Annotated in this window: 13 protein-coding genes; 5 read left to right on the forward strand and 8 right to left on the reverse strand. The window is 63.3% G+C overall.

The genetic code is table 11. From position 1 onward, the window contains the following. Positions 1–95: 95 nt before the first annotated feature. Positions 96–818: a protein-L-isoaspartate(D-aspartate) O-methyltransferase gene (locus AC1DQ3_RS20340; RefSeq protein WP_477121956.1), complete on the reverse strand. Its 723-nt coding sequence runs from the start codon at positions 816–818 to the stop codon at positions 96–98. A gap of 98 nt (positions 819–916) precedes the next feature. Further along, positions 917–2,932: a thioredoxin domain-containing protein gene (locus AC1DQ3_RS20345; RefSeq protein ID WP_477121957.1), complete on the reverse strand. Its 2,016-nt coding sequence runs from the start codon at positions 2,930–2,932 to the stop codon at positions 917–919. A 271-nt stretch (positions 2,933–3,203) separates the two neighbouring features. Here AC1DQ3_RS20345 and AC1DQ3_RS20350 point away from each other — a divergent pair, with 271 nt between their 5' ends. The 4 genes from AC1DQ3_RS20350 (at position 3,204) to AC1DQ3_RS20365 (ending at position 5,935) form a co-directional block, all read left to right on the forward strand. Next, the gene (locus AC1DQ3_RS20350) at positions 3,204–3,641 is read left to right on the forward strand and encodes a universal stress protein (RefSeq protein ID WP_477121958.1); all 438 of its coding nucleotides are present in this window, start codon (positions 3,204–3,206) and stop codon (positions 3,639–3,641) included. A gap of 103 nt (positions 3,642–3,744) precedes the next feature. Next, positions 3,745–4,107, forward strand: a complete 363-nt coding sequence (locus AC1DQ3_RS20355) for an avidin/streptavidin family protein (RefSeq protein ID WP_477121959.1) — start codon at positions 3,745–3,747, stop codon at positions 4,105–4,107. Between the two features lie 57 nt (positions 4,108–4,164). Beyond that, complete coding sequence (locus AC1DQ3_RS20360) at positions 4,165–4,851, forward strand: TetR family transcriptional regulator (protein ID WP_477121960.1); 687 nt, start codon at positions 4,165–4,167, stop codon at positions 4,849–4,851. A gap of 172 nt (positions 4,852–5,023) precedes the next feature. Continuing rightward, the gene (locus tag AC1DQ3_RS20365) at positions 5,024–5,935 is read left to right on the forward strand and encodes a LysR substrate-binding domain-containing protein (RefSeq protein ID WP_477121961.1); all 912 of its coding nucleotides are present in this window, start codon (positions 5,024–5,026) and stop codon (positions 5,933–5,935) included. A 76-nt stretch (positions 5,936–6,011) separates the two neighbouring features. On the opposite strand, the gene AC1DQ3_RS20370 is transcribed toward AC1DQ3_RS20365, so the two are convergent. The 6 genes from AC1DQ3_RS20370 to AC1DQ3_RS20395 all read right to left on the reverse strand — a co-directional run bounded on the left by AC1DQ3_RS20370 (position 6,012) and on the right by AC1DQ3_RS20395 (position 12,961). Then, positions 6,012–7,337, reverse strand: coding sequence for an ATP-binding protein (locus AC1DQ3_RS20370; RefSeq protein ID WP_477121962.1), 1,326 nt, complete (start codon positions 7,335–7,337; stop codon positions 6,012–6,014). Then, positions 7,334–8,086: a response regulator gene (locus tag AC1DQ3_RS20375; protein ID WP_477121963.1), complete on the reverse strand. Its 753-nt coding sequence runs from the start codon at positions 8,084–8,086 to the stop codon at positions 7,334–7,336. The genes AC1DQ3_RS20370 and AC1DQ3_RS20375 overlap by 4 nt, the downstream gene beginning before the upstream one ends. Continuing rightward, positions 8,079–8,342, reverse strand: a complete 264-nt coding sequence (locus AC1DQ3_RS20380) for a hydroxyquinol 1,2-dioxygenase (protein WP_477121964.1) — start codon at positions 8,340–8,342, stop codon at positions 8,079–8,081. Before AC1DQ3_RS20380 ends, AC1DQ3_RS20375 begins: the two co-directional genes overlap by 8 nt. A gap of 610 nt (positions 8,343–8,952) precedes the next feature. Further along, complete coding sequence (gene rpoD, locus AC1DQ3_RS20385; protein ID WP_477121965.1) at positions 8,953–10,917, reverse strand: RNA polymerase sigma factor RpoD; 1,965 nt, start codon at positions 10,915–10,917, stop codon at positions 8,953–8,955. Between the two features lie 431 nt (positions 10,918–11,348). Next, positions 11,349–12,584: a type II toxin-antitoxin system HipA family toxin gene (locus AC1DQ3_RS20390; RefSeq protein ID WP_477121966.1), complete on the reverse strand. Its 1,236-nt coding sequence runs from the start codon at positions 12,582–12,584 to the stop codon at positions 11,349–11,351. Then, complete coding sequence (locus AC1DQ3_RS20395) at positions 12,581–12,961, reverse strand: helix-turn-helix transcriptional regulator (protein ID WP_477121967.1); 381 nt, start codon at positions 12,959–12,961, stop codon at positions 12,581–12,583. The genes AC1DQ3_RS20390 and AC1DQ3_RS20395 overlap by 4 nt, the downstream gene beginning before the upstream one ends. A gap of 222 nt (positions 12,962–13,183) precedes the next feature. On the opposite strand from AC1DQ3_RS20395, the gene AC1DQ3_RS20400 reads away from it, so the two are divergent. Next, on the forward strand, positions 13,184–13,987 hold the full coding sequence (locus tag AC1DQ3_RS20400) for a TatD family hydrolase (RefSeq protein ID WP_477121968.1): 804 nt from the start codon (positions 13,184–13,186) through the stop codon (positions 13,985–13,987). Positions 13,988–13,996: the final 9 nt, after the last annotated feature.

Genomic DNA, 13,996 nt, shown 5'->3' on the forward strand with positions numbered 1-13,996 from the left:
ATCCGACTTTCGTGTGGGTCGATTCATCGCTGGGCCAATTCCAGCACTGCCGCAATTCCCCTTCCATTTCATCCCGCCATCCCTACCCCGGCACCTCAGCGCCCTTCGGCCAACGGCACGAACCTGACAGGCAAGATCTGTTTGGTGGAGATCGTTCCGTCCCCCGCTTTTTCGATCAGTAGCAAGTACTGGGTCAGGAACGGGGCGCCCACCGGGATTACCATCCTGCCGCCGGGTTTCAGTTGCCGAATCAGCGGGGGAGGAACATGGCTTGCGGCCGCGGTGACGATGATGGCATCGTAGGGTCCGTTGGCCTCCCATCCGTAGTAGCCGTCGCCCACCTTGGTCTGCACCTGGGTGTATGCGAGGCGTTTCAAGCGTTCCTGCGCCTGTGCCCCCAGCGGCTCGATGATTTCCATCGTATAGACCGCTCGCACCAACTCTGCGAGGATCGCCGCCTGGTAGCCGGAGCCGGTGCCGATTTCCAGCACGACGTCGGTGGGCTTGACCCGCATCAGGTCGGTCATCAGGGCAACGATGTAGGGCTGCGAGATGGTCTGGCCATATCCGATGGGCAGCGGCCGGTTCTCGTATGCGTGGTGTGCCTGCTCGGGCGGAACAAACTCTTGGCGCGGCACCTTCTCCATGGCCGCCATGACGCGCGCATCAAAGACATGCCTACCCGTCGCGGCGCCGGTATCAACCGTCAGCGCTGTAATTTCCCTGACCATCCCGGCACGCAGTGCCGCAAAATCGTCGGCGGCGCGGACGCCGGCAGACGCCACCGCCATTGCGATTGCCGGAATCAAGATGCGCATCAGGAGCGTCGTTGGTTTCACAATGGCCTCCACGCTTGCCGTACAGTCATCCCATTTCCGCAAGTGAGCACCCGCAGGCCGTGTTGAAGCCACAGGTGTCACGCCCCAATATCTTCATTTCTTGCCTGGGCGCAGCGTTCAAGGAGCGCCTTGCCACTGGTCACCGGCGCCGCACAGGTGCGATGCCGGCACACGTAGGCTGCCGGCCGGCCTTTGATCGGGCACCGCCCGTGGCCGATTGGGACGTCTTCGGCAAATGCCAGGACGCGTGCCGGCAGGTACGTGCGGTGAACGCTATGCACGAGGTCGGCAGCCGCCGCCTTATCGCCAGCAAGAACGATCTCGAACGGGCCGCACTGCGCGAAATCCCGGGCGGCCAGCAGGTGCGCGAAGCCGGCCGGCGCCGCGGCGGCCACGGACCGGTATCTGCGGAATTCGTACTCGGCGACGTCGCGGTAGTGATCGTGCCCGGTAAGCGCATGCAAGCGCAAGCAGGCGAACACGCTGGTCGAGATGCCCGATGGCCAGGCGCTGTCGTGCGGCGCGCGGGGCCTATGCACCATCCGCTCGCCATCGCGGGACGTGAAATACAGCCCATCGTCCCGGAACTTGTCGAGGATGAGCGCCACGAGTTCGACTGCGCGATCCAGATAGCGCTTGTCGAAGCAGGACTCGTAGAGGTCGATCAGCGCATTGGCCAGGAAGGCATAGTCCTCAAGGAACCCGGGCACCTTGGCTGCGCCGTCCTTCCAGGCGCGGTACACGCCACCGTCTGGCATGGTGAGTTTGTCCTGGATAGCGCTGGCGGCACGCCGCGCGGCGGCGAGGTGCGCGGCGGTGCCCGTCGCCTGGTAAGCCGCACAGAGTCCCTGGATCATGAGGCCGTTCCAGGCAGTGAGAATGTTGTCGTCACGGCCAGGGCGCACGCGTTGGGTGCGCGCTGCGAATAGCCGCTCGCGCCAGCCTTCGCGCCGCGCCTCGTCCAATGCGTCCAGCGCGACGGCGCGGCGAAGCACCGATGTACCGTGTTCAAAGTTCCCACCGTCGGTCACGCCATAGGCCAGACATGCCCGGGTGCCCTCGGCTTGGCCCAGCACAGCCTTCACCTCGGCCGGTGTCCAGACATAGAATCGGCCTTCCCCGCCTTTGCTGTCGGCATCCTCGCCGGCATAAAAGCAGCCATCGGGGTGCGTCATGTCACGCAGAATGTACGCGATGGTGTCCTCGAAGACACGGCGCCAGGCTGGCTTGCCGGTCTGGCGATAGGCGTCGGCGTACAGCGCGACGAGCTGGCCGTTGTCATAGAGCATCTTTTCGAAGTGGGGCACGGCCCAGCGCTCGTCGACGCTGTAGCGGGCAAAACCGCCGCCGAGCTGGTCATGGATGCCACCGGCGGCCATGCAGTCGAGCGTGCGCTCCAGCGCTTCAAGCAGCGCGGGTTCACCGGTTCGTTGATAGATGCGCAGCACGAGGTCGTAGCCGCTTGCGTTGGGAAACTTGGGCGCGCCGCCGAACCCACCATGGATGGGATCGGTGCCTTGTGCCAGGGCGCGAGCTGTCTGCGCAGGCAGGTCCTCGACTTCGTCGGCGTCACGGCCAGGAGCCGCCAGGTCGAGCTGGTGGAATCCCCGCAGAAACTGTTCGATCAGGTCGCGCAGTTCGTCGCGGCGATGCGTCCATGCATCGCTCAGGCTCAGCAGCAGCCGCGCAAACCCTGGGCGGCCGTAGCGGTCATCCGGCGGAAAATAGGTGCCACCGAAGAACGGCTCGCCTTGCGGCGTCAGGAACACCGTGAGTGGCCAGCCGCCGCCCTGCCCCATCATCAGGGGAACCTTCTGGTAGATGTCGTCGATGTCGGGACGCTCCTGCCGATCCACCTTGATGCTGATGAAATGCTCGTTCATCAGTCCGGCGATCCGGGTATTCTCGAACGATTCGTGCGCCATGACGTGGCACCAATGGCATGCGGCGTAGCCGACGGAAAGCAGAACCGGTTTGTCTTCGTCGCGCGCGCGACGAAAGGCCGCTTCGCTCCAGGGATACCAGTCGACCGGATTCTCCGCGTGCTGTCGGAGATAAGGCGAGGTTTCTGTGGCGAGCCGGTTTTTCATCATCGTCTCCAGCTTGGTCCGTTAAGACAACTGTGGCGCAGAGCGGGACGCCCTGCAAGCGCGAGATCGGGTTGCACCACGGCGACGCGCTTGCTCGTGATTCCTCGCCAATTGACGTGAGGCCTTCGGCACCTATACTCAATTCAGGTAATGGACGTCTGCAAGCAGCCGTGGACCCTTGCGCTTTCGGTTGTCGCCTTGGCATCTCACGCCGACCGGCGGGAAAAGATAACCGGCACGAGGGTCCTCGCAGCGAGCAGGCAAGGATGACAACATGTTCACGCATCTTCTGCTGGCGGTCGATGGTTCCCCTTTGTCTGACGCCGCCTTTCAAAAAGCACTCCTGTTGGCGCAGGAAATGAAAGCCCGCATCACGGCGCTGCGAGTCGGTCCCAAGTACCACGTGTTCGCCTATCACACCGAAATGCTGTCGGACGCCCGGGAGCTATTCGCAGAGGAGATTGCAGACTCGGCGACGAAGTATCTGAAAAGGATCGCGCTGGAGGCAGCCGCGGCTGGTGTGACATGTGAGACGACCTTCCTGGTCGATGATCTCCCGTATGAAGCCATCATCAAGACTGCCGAAGACAGGGGCTGTGACCTGATCGTGATGGCATCTCATGGCAGGCGCGGCGTGCAGGGCGTGCTGATCGGCAGCGAAACGCAGAAGGTGCTGACCCACAGCAAGATCCCCGTGCTGGTGTACCGTTAGCGCCATCGTTGCGCGTCGACAGGCCTGGCGGGATGGACGCTGGTTCCTGATGAGAGGTGCCTCCACGAAAAATGCCGAACAGACTTTTTTTGCGACCAAGACCGTGGCGCCCAGCACGTGCGTTGATTTCAATGGCCGTTGGGTCAACGAGCTGGGATCGACCATGCAGATCGCGCTCAATGCGGATGCTTCCATCACCGGCACTTACACCAGCGCCGTGAGCGAGACCGGTGCGCGAACGCCGGAGATGCTGCTATCGGGAACCGTGGCCGGTGACCTGATCTGCTTCACGGTAAATTGGGGAGAGTCCATCACGGCCTGGGTTGGCCATGGCATCGTGGACGACAAACAGGCGCGGATCCTGACGCTCTGGCATATGGTGCTGGCAACGCCAGACGAGACCGACCCCGGGCAGCAGTGGAAAACCGTCATGACAGGGGCGGACGAGTTCAGGCCAGCCTCATGACTTCGCCAGTCTTGCTCCTTGGAAATGACGCGGGCGGTTCTCGAGGAAGAGCAAGCCATGAAGGAGTACCCTGATCCGGCCGACCGGATTCTGGCGGTCGCGTTGATACTGGCCGAGCGCGGCGGATGGGACGCATTGCATCTCCATGAGATTGCCGCGACCATGGAGATCGGGCTGGCCGACATTTATCGGCACTACCGGCACAAGGACGATCTGGCCGAGGCCTGGTTCGGCCGGGCCGACCTCGCGCTGGTTTGCGCAACCCAGCGCGAAGACTGGCATTCCCTGTCCACGCGTGAGCGTCTCTCGCTAGCCATCCTGGCCTGGCTGGAAGCCTTGACGCCGCATCGGCGGCTCACCGCGGAGATGCTGCGCTACAAGCTGCAGCCGGAGCACCTGCATCTGCAGGCGCAGGGCCTGCTGCATATCAGCCGCACCGTGCAATGGATCCGGGAGGCCGCCGGCCTCCCGGCGGCCGGCTTGCGCCGGGAGGCGGAAGAGGTCGCGCTGACCGGGATCTTTCTCTCCACATTCGGCGTCTGGCTACACGACTCGTCGCCGGAGGCCGGCCGCACACTAGCCTGGCTGGACTGGCAACTGCGGCTTGCCGAGCGTCTGGCCCTACGCATCCCCGGCGGCACGCGGGCAGCCCGACCAAACGCGATTTCCGCAATGAAATACGGGGCGCCGGTTGCCACCTCGATCAGCACTTGCGTTGCCGTGGTATCCCGGGCGTCAATGTAGAATGCCTGCTGGAGAGCACGAAATGGCGGAAGCAGCTTCTGTCCGGCAACGAGTGCGCGCGGTTACCACGGCTCGGCAAACGGGCTCCGTGTCATATGCGAAGCCTTCGCGCATGGACTGGAACCGATCAACGCCTCCCGCGACATAGCAGTCGTTACCTGAGCGCAAGACGATGAAACGCAAATTCGATGATCTCCAGCTCGGCAGCATCGAGCTTTTCTGTCTCGCCGCAGAACTCAGCAGTTTCACTGCTGCGGCAATTGCTACCAGCGTGACGCCGGCAGCAGTAAGCCGCTCCGTTTCCCGCCTGGAATCGCGCCTGGGTATACGCCTGTTTGTCAGGACTACCCGACAAATCAGGTTGACGGATGAAGGTCGGATCTATTTCGAGCAATCTCGCAGCGCCCTGGCACAGCTGGTCGATGCCGAGCGACAAGTGAGCGGTCAACACGGGAGTCCGGCAGGCCTGCTACGCATCAGTCTGCCAACCCCATATGCGCATTACCGGGTGCTGCCGGTACTGCCGGAATTCCATGACCGCTTTCCCGATGTTTCCGTCGAAACCCATATCAGCAATCGCAACGTGGAATTCGCAGACGACGTCTATGATCTTTCGGTCCGTGGCAAGGTGCCGGAGGATTCCACTCTCATCGCCAGGAAGCTGGAAGACGCGGAACTCGTGGTCATTGCCACGCCGGGCTACCTCAAGCGCGCGGGCAAGCCGAAGACGCTCGACGATCTGCACACGCATGAGTGCATTCAGTTCGATCTTCCCAGCAGCGGACGCCGGTTGCCCTGGACCTTCAGTCATGATGGGAAACACATCGACATCGCGACAACGGGAAGCTACGGATGCGCGGAGGACGTGCTCGGCGGCGCCACGTTGGCGCGCGCCGGAGCAGGGTTGTTTCAGACCTACCGGTTTGTGGTGGAGTCTGACCTGCGCGAGGGGAATCTGGTGGAGGTGTTGCCGGAGTATGGCGGGGCAAGCCGGCCGTTCGTCCTGCTCTACCCGCACGCGCGCCATTTGTCATTGCGCGTGCGAGCCTTCGTCGACTTCCTGGTGGGGAAATTCGCGCACTGATCGGTGCGCCCTGCTCCACCGGCCGGATCTACGCAATGGCTACCAGCACGACAGCGGCTGCGCGCCGGACAGGCCGCTATGTCCCTGCAGGCAGGGTGAGCCTGGCCTCAAGGCCGCCCCCTTGCCGATTGGAGAGAACTAACCGGCCACCAAGGGCCTGCGCCAGTTGCTGCGCAATCGCCAGCCCCAGGCCCGTACCTCCCGTCTCCCTGTTCCGGGACGTTTCCAGGCGATAGAACGGCTGCATGACGCGTTCGAGCTCGGCGTCGGGAATGCCGGGACCGCGGTCCCCCACTGCGATGGCAAGACTCTCATCCGCCTCACGGTACAGAGCAACGTCAACGTCGCCGCCAAACTTGATCGCATTGTCCACGAGGTTCGTCAGGATGCGCCGCAGCGCCTGAGGGCGCGTCTGTATCGGTGCCCCAACCTTGCCGTCAACGGAAACCGTATGTCCTCCGTCCAGATAGCCACCGGCCAGGCTGTCCAGCAACGCATCGACGTCCACACGAGCCAGCGCTTCCGCGCTGCCATGCAGCGTGCGCGCATAAGCGACACCTTCGCGCACCAGATGCTCCATCTCGCGAAGATCGCTGCAAAACTTGTCCTGTGTCTCGGACCCCTCCATCAACTCCACACGCAACCGCATTCGCGTGATGGGCGTCTGCAAGTCGTGGGAGATCGCCGCGAGGATTTGTACGCGCTCAGCGAGATAGCCCGCGATGCGCTGCTGCATGGCATTGAAGGCCGCCGCGGCGTGTACCACCTCGGCCGGCCCGCGCTCGGGGATCAGGTCGGCTTTCAAATCCGGCCCCAGGTTCTCCGCGGCCGCCGCCAGTTGCTTCAGCGGGCGCGTTACCAATCGCACGGCAATCCAGGCGCAACCTGCCAACAGCGCCAGTTGAACGCACAGCAGCACCGGCAGCCAGGTCGACAGCCCCTTGGGTGCCGGGTGAACATCGATGGTGAGCGGGCTATCGTCGCTCAGGCGCACATGCACCTGGAACTGCTCCCCATCGGCCGATAGTGCAACTGCCTTCACATGGTAGCGCGCCCCCAGCGCCTGTGCGATCATCGCGACAGCTTCCTGGGAAATCGGCAAGCGCGGTGGACCGCCGCCGACCATGCCGGCATTGAGCAGATAGCTGTAGTTTCGGCGCCCCAGCCGATCCAGCCAGGCCGGCCGCTTATCGGCCGGCATCATATCCAGGATGGCAACGGAACTGGCCACATCGGGACCGAGATTGCCCAGCATCAACCTGTCGGCTGCCTGCGAGCGCTCCCGCAGCACAAGGCTGAAGGCAAGCCCTTGCGCCAGCACGAGACCGATCAGCAGGATGACCATCAGGCGTGCAAACAACGTGCGCGGCCATCCTCGCAGTGCTCCATCCGGGCGGCTCATGTGCGCTCCTTGCGGATCTCCACCATCGCCGCGAACACATAGCCCTCGCTGCGCACGGTCTTGATATATCGGGGCTCCTTGGCATCGTCTCGCAGGCGCTGCCGCAGGCGGCTCACCATCAGGTCGATGGAACGCTCGAACAGTTCGGCTTCACGGCCCTGTGTCAGGTTGAGCAGTTGATCCCGGGTCAGCACCCGCTGAGGATGGCCGAGGAAGACCCGCAGGAGCCGGTACTCCGCGCCGCTGAGGGCGACGATGGCATCGCTATCGTCGACGAGGTGCCGCGCGGTCGTATCCAGCAGCCAGGGGCCGAAAGCCAGCACGGTAGCCGCTTCGGTGATCTGCAGGTTGGGGGGCAGCATGCGCGTGCGCCGCAGCACCGAACGTATCCTGGCCAGAAGCTCGCGTGCCGCGAATGGCTTGACGAGGTAATCGTCCGCGCCCATCTCGAGCCCCAGGATGCGATCGGCCTCCTCGTTGCGGGCGGTGAGCATCAGCACTGGCATGTTCCTGCCTGCGCCCGCGCGCAAGTCGCGGCACAACGTAAGTCCGTCTTCGCCGGGAAGCATCAGGTCCAGCACGACGAGGTCAACCGCCCCCGTCTCCAATGCCGCGCGCATCTCGCGCCCGTTCGCCGCCAGGGTCGCACGCATTCCGCCGCGTTCGAGATATTCGGCTACGAGCTCACGGATCTCGCGGTCGTCATCCACGATAAGGATATGGTCAGACACGCAGGCGCCGTCAAACATTGGGATCGACATTGCGCGTGGCTTCCGCCGAGACGTGCGTGCGATCCATGCCGGCCAGGACGTGGGCGCCGTCGTGGTACGGATCAACGTTGCGCGCACCGTCGATGTACGGGTCGCGTGGCTCGCGCACCGAACGGGCACCATCGGTGTACGGGTCTCGCGCGCCCGCATGGGACAGTCCGGCGGCCTGTGCGCCGGCAGCGGCGGCAACCAGGGCGACGGCGAATACAAAATGCTTTGCGATATTGGTACTCATGGTCGAACTCCTTGAACATTTACGTCGGTGACTGTGCAGGCCGGGACCGAATCGTTGCTGTTCGCCGCCGCGCCACGGAACGTATTTAAGGAGACTGATGTATCGCGCCCGTAGCACGTTACGGCCGCTTTTGTCACTGCACTTGTCGCTGCGGCGGCTTGATACAAACGGGTACAAATATTGTGGGATATCGCGTGATTCGGGAGGTCTGCTTCCAGCGATGGTCACCATCCAATACGGATGGGTTGTGTTGCTCTGGCGAGAACGAAGCGTGAACGCGGTTACTGTTGGTCGAAACATCCGGCTCTGTCACTATCGGCGACATCGATATCTCGTTGCGCTGGCTGCGCATAGCCTCGCACGCGAACTCGAAGCATTCGGGCGGGAACCGATGGCCCCCTGACACACCGCCCGTGATCCGGACCGCGTCAAGCGCATCGTAGCGGTTCATGAAAAAGCCGGCGCGGCAGGGCGTGGGCCGCCTATGCCATGCAGATACACGGCAAGTCCGTTGTGCCGGCTTGAAACAAAAACAGGGGGATTACGTTACCGTAATCCCCCTGCTTCGTCTTGTCGCGTACGACCGCCAGCGCTAGCCTGGCATGACCACTCAACCTTCCTTCAGGAACGCCTTCAGATGGTCCGCGCGGCTCGGATGCCGCATCTTCTTCATCGCCTTGCTTTCGATCTGGCGAATCCGCTCACGGGTCACATCGAACTGCTTGCCGACTTCTTCCAGCGTGTAGTCGGTGGACATGTCGATGCCAAAGCGCATCCGCAGCACCTTGGCTTCGCGCGGCGTCAGGTCGTCGAGCATTTCCCGCACGGTCGCACGCAGGCTCGCATGCAGCGCCGCTTCCGCCGGGGACGCGGTATCCGAGTCGGCAATCATGTCGCCCAGGCTCGTATCGCCATCCTCGCCAACCGGCGTTTCCATGGAGACCGGCTCCTTGGCGATCTTCATGATCGAGCGGACCTTCTCCTCGGGCATCTCCATGCGCTCGGCCAGCGCCGCGGGATCCGCGGCCTTGCCGGTGCGCTGCATGATTTCCCGCGAGATGCGGTTGAGCTTGTTGATCGTCTCGATCATATGCACCGGCACCCGGATGGTCCGGGCCTGGTCGGCGATCGCCCGGGTCACCGCCTGGCGAACCCACCACGTTGCATAGGTGGAGAATTTCCAGCCGCGGCGATACTCGAATTTATCGACCGCCTTCATCAGGCCGATATTGCCTTCCTGGATCAGGTCCAGGAACTGCATGCCGCGATTCACGTACTTCTTGGCGATGGAGATCACCAGGCGCAGGTTGGCCTGCGTCATTTCGTGCTTGGCCTGCCGCATCTGGCGCTCGGCAGCCAGCATCTGGCGATTCACCAGCTTCAGTTCCGACAGCGGCAGCACGGCACGCGCGTGGATGTCGACCAGCTTTTGCTGGTGCGATTCGAGGTCCGGCAGGCTGCGGCCGACCGAGTCGCTGTACGAACGCGATTCGGCGGCAAGCGCGCGGCCCCACCCAAGATTGGTTTCGTTGCCGGGGAAGCGTTCGATGAACTCTTCGCGGGGCATGCCGCAGCGCTCGACCATCAGCTGCAGGATCTGGCGCTCGACGACGCGCACTTCCTCCACCACGGCCTGCACGTCGGCGCACAGGCGCTCGATGGTCTTGGCGGTAAAGCGGATCGAGCGCAGCTCTTCACGAACCGCAAGCTGGGCCACGAGGAATCCCTCCGACTCCACCCCGTGCGCGGTGTAGGCCTTGCGCATCGCCTCGAAGTGATTGGCCACGCGGGCGAACCGCGTCAGGCATTCGTCACGCAGCTTGGCCAGCGCAGCGGATTCGATGGCTTGCGCGCTCGCGCCTTCGTCGCTCTCGTCTTCCGCACTGTCGTCATCGGCGGCGGCGGCATCGTCGCGGCTGGTGTCGTCCTCGGCTTCGGCAGCTACCTCGGCTTCGACCTCGATCAGCCCGTCGACCAGTTCGTCGATACGGATCTCATCGCGCTCCACGCGCTGCGAGAGTTCGAGGATGGTCGCAATGGTGGAAGGGCAGGCGGCGATGGCGTGAACCATGCGGTTCAGGCCGTCTTCGATGCGCTTGGCGATCTCCACTTCCTGCTTGCGGGTCAGCAGTGTTGCCGAGCTCATTTCCCGCATGTACATCCGCACCGGGTCGGTGGTCCGGCCAAACTCGGAGTCGACGGTCGACAGTGCGACTTCCGCCTCTTCGTCGGCCTGGTCGTCCGAGGCCGCGACCGCGCTATCGCGCAGCAGCAGCGCTTCGGCGTCCGGCGTCTGCTCGTAGATCGTCACGCCCATTTCAGCGAACGTGCTGACGATGCTTTCCATCGCCGCCGTGTCGGTGAAATTGCCCTGCAAATGGTCGCTGATATCCGCGTGCGTCAGGTAACCACGTTCCCTGCCCAGCTGGATCAGTGCGCGCAGCTGCTGGCTGCGCTCCGTCGCTTCGACCGCGGGATCAGCTTGGGCCGTGGACGCCGCACCCCTACCGGCCGGCTTCTTGCCGACCAATGCTGTTTTCGATTCTGCCAACGTCCGTTGTGCGCCACTCGCCATTAACTGCTGCTCCCTTGCTGAATTACTTCGATTACTTCCTGACTGTTGCCCACACGAGCGTACACCCATCACACCTGCGGCTGTCAAAGCCCCGGCAGCACTGCTGGCTGCCGGGGGACGGACCAGGTAGCAACCCGCCGGGATTACCAAGCCGGCATTGCGTGTCCGTTCAAGCCAAAGGGCGATATTCTACATTCGTTGTTGCAACGCATCACGCGAAAAAACCGAATGCCATGTTGCCAATGCCTTGATTCCGCACGGATCCCCCTATGCCAGGGGCATCCGGTGTTAGGTATCAGACCTATCAAGGCGCATTCCACTGCATCGATCCTTCAGATCTGGCGGGCTTTGTGACCGAAAGCACCATCCGGATCGACGTATACATTTGTTTGCTTCCTGCCCACCAAATCGTTCCGCCCGCACAAGCCGGCCTAATCGCGTAGCGGCGCAGGCTCCGGCTTGCCCAGCTTCGCGTCCGGCTTGATGTCCTCGATGCCTTGCGCCCACGCCTCCAGCATGCGCCCGGCAACTTCTCTGAACTCCGGGTAGCGCTCGGCGCACCCGCTCACCAGCGGAATTACCTTGCGGATCGCCTGCGTCACCTGTGCCATACATGCGGCCATATCCGCGCTGGACAAGTTCAACCTTGCGCCGCCGTATTGCGCCAGCAGCTTCCCGGATGCCCAGGTCCGCTTGCCGGCCAGCGGCAACCGCGGCATGTCCGCCCTGTACTCCGGGTAGGCGGTCACCGTGACAATGTCGTACACCGGCGCCAGCCTGACATCCTCGATGGTGCTGTACACCGCCGCGAAATTCTTCAGATTCGCGTCGGCACTGCGCAGCGCGTAATTCAACAACAACAGCGTAAACAGGCGGCGCGCGCTTTCCTTGCGATGCGGGGCGCTGACGTAAATCGCCAACAGCTTCGCCAGATCCTCAAGACTTCCCTTGTACCTGTTGACCGGGTCCAGTCCCCTTAGCGCACAAAAATCCTCTACCGCCAGCCGGCTGCCGTCAGCCAGCCGATCGAAACGCCGGATCGCCAGCACCTGGCCATCCTCCGACAGTGCCGTCTCCGGCACCTCCAACCCCGCATGCCGCGCGACTTCGAGGCACAGGAACGCATTCACCGACAGGCCGGGCAAATCCACCGGACCTGTCTTCAGGATGAACTCGTCGGTCCAGACCGTCGCCTTGTCCTCAAGCCGGACAGGCACCTTCGATATGACGTCCGAGTCGCCTTCGGCAATCTCCGCCTCCAGGTGCCACAACAGGTTATTCCGCGACCCGGTGGAGGCGAGCAGGCTCGCCACATCCAGGTTCGAGCCAGCTGGCGCCAGCGGCGCCCCATGCGGCACCACGCGCACCCTGCCGACCCCGTTCGCGCCGGTCAGCGCAAGCAGGCCCAGGTCGCTTGCGTCGGCATGGGCCCCGAGCTTCCGCCGGAGCAGGTCCTTCCTGTATCCCTCGGGCAAGATCATCTGGAAAAATGGCAGCAGCCCGGCTGCCCATTTATACGACTCTGCCCGTACCGGCAGCAGAAGCGAGACGAGGTCGTGCACAGGGACATCTGGCAGGTAGGTGAATACGCTCGCGCGCGCCTCTTCAGTCAGCGTGCCGACGGGCGTTGCATTCACATAGACATCCAGCATCTGTGCGCCGCTCACTTGGAACCCTCGTCGTGAGCCGGTTCGGATGCAATAGGACCGGCCCGGGACGCGTCGGGTTCTGCGGCTGGCTGCGGCCGGCGGTGAAAGTGCCTGACACGCTGGCGCGCCTCCTCGGATGCCGAATCCCCTTCCTCGGTCTCCGCCAGGACGTCGTCCAGTGTCCGTCGATGGCCAGCGGGCCTTGCGAGCAGTTCAAGCCCGACGGCCTCGAACAAACTCAACAACTTCACCGCGCCCAGCTCCGGCAATCCGCCAGTCTCAAACCGGCTGATCCGGGCCCGCGGTACCCCGCTGTACTCGGCGACTTCCTGTTGGGTCTTGTTCGCAAGGATCCTGGCGCGTTTAAAGGCCTCTCCCAGCTCCGCAAGATTCATGTGCTACCTGTAGAACATTATGCTCAATTTATGGAGTAACGTACTGTATACGAAACAACAGCAACAGTCAAGATAACGTGCCGCAAATGGAACATTAAGCGCTCTATCCAGAGTATTGCTTTATATATAGAACATTATGAGCGCGGCATACCGGTTCGCCCAAGGTTAGACTGCATGCTGTGAACGATCAGCCCCGATCAGCCTCCCATTTTTCGGCCAGACATGCACCTCATCGACATCGGCGTCAACTTTCACTCCTCCCAGATTCTCCCGCACACAGACATGATTCTGGAGCGCGCCAAGGCCGCAGGGGTCGTGGCAATCCTCGCCACGGGGACCTCGCTGGATTCGAGCAGGAAGGCGCGCGACCTGGCCAGGCTGCATCCCCATCTGCTTTTCGCAACGGCTGGCACCCACCCGCACACGGCAAAGGATTGGTCGCCGGCGGTCCTGCAGTCGCTCCAGCCACTCTGGGAGAGCGCCGAGGTGGTGGCAATCGGCGAATGCGGACTGGACTACAACCGCAATTTCTCGACGCCGGCCGACCAGCGCAGGGCCTTCGCCGACCAGCTTGCGGCGGCTGCCCTCTGGAAGAAGCCCCTGTTCCTCCATTGCCGGGATGCTTTCGAGGATTTCCATGCCATGGTGGAACCTGCTGTCCGTGCCGGTGCCCACGGCGTGGTGCACTGCTTCACCGGCACGGCCGACGAGGCGGCCGCGTTCGTGGCGCTGGGCCTGGACATCGGCATCACGGGATGGGTCACGGACCTCAAGCGTGGCCAGGCGCTGCGCGAGGCCGTGCAAGCGATACCGCTGGACCGCCTGCACCTGGAAACCGACGCCCCCTATCTCGGCCCGAAGAACCACAAGAACCGGAGGCCCTACAACGAGCCCGCCAATCTGCCCTGGATCGCGCAAGCGGTGGCCGAGCTGAAGGGACTGGCGGTGGAGGAAGTCGCCAGCCAGTGCACCCGCAATAGCCGCCGCCTGTTTGGCATGCCGGCCCAGGGCATGCGGGCACTGTGAACCAACGCG

Source organism: Cupriavidus sp. 01T418 (genome assembly GCF_056398885.1).